Annotated in this window: 1 protein-coding gene and 1 pseudogene; one reads left to right on the top strand and one right to left on the bottom strand. The window is 64.6% G+C overall.

Annotation, left to right across the window (positions count from 1 at the left end; translation table 11 throughout):
• Window positions 1-363 (bottom strand): LysR family transcriptional regulator (locus NS334_RS16375; RefSeq protein ID WP_153002793.1); only part of this gene is annotated, 363 nt, incomplete at its 3' end.
• A 94-nt stretch (window positions 364-457) separates the two neighbouring features.
• Here NS334_RS16375 and NS334_RS16370 point away from each other — a divergent pair.
• Window positions 458-678: pseudogene (locus NS334_RS16370) on the top strand (MFS transporter); the annotation flags it as partial.

The following is a 678-nucleotide window of genomic DNA, read 5'->3' as shown; positions in this document are numbered from 1 at the left end:
CACTGCGAGGGCGGGAAACTCCGCGCGCACCGCATCGAGCGGACCCGCCAACCCCGCCTCCGACAAATACGGCGTCAGGCCGAGCCTGAACTCGCCGCGCACCACGCCGTCACTGGCGACGCCCGATTTGAGGTCGTCGAGCATGCGCAGCAGACGGCGACCCTGTTCATAGGCCTCGATGCCCGCAGCCGTCGGCTTCAGCGGCTTCGACAGCCGGTCGAGCAGCTGCGCGCCCAGCATCTCCTCCAGATTCTGGATCCGCCGTGTCACGCCGGGTTGGGTCAGGTTCAGCCGCGCGGACGCCGCGACGATCGATCCGGTCTCCACCACGGCGACGAACGCCACGCGGTCATGGGTGTTCATAACAATCTCGCATATATCTTCATTATCTTATTTGAATTGTAGCATATTATCCCGATCCCCTAAAGGGGGCCTCGCCACTTCCCCGCGAGGTCCCATGACCATTTCCGAAGCCACCAAACTCTCCACGGCGCGCGCCACCTCGGTGCGTCCCCTGATCTGGATCGGCGCCATCACCACCGGCACCGTCGTCACCAATTTGTTTGCCCCGCAGATCCTGGTCGGCCTGATCGGCCGCTCGCTCGGCATGACCGAGCTGCAGGCGGGCCTGATCTCGACGTTGACCCTGCTCGGCTACGCGCTCGGGCTGTTGCTGCT

It is taken from the genome of Sphingomonas endophytica, assembly GCF_001476895.1.
Lineage (GTDB): Bacteria > Pseudomonadota > Alphaproteobacteria > Sphingomonadales > Sphingomonadaceae > Sphingomonas > Sphingomonas endophytica_A.
The sequence above is the reverse complement of the archived record's forward strand: the minus strand, read 5'-3'. Positions and strand labels throughout refer to the sequence as shown.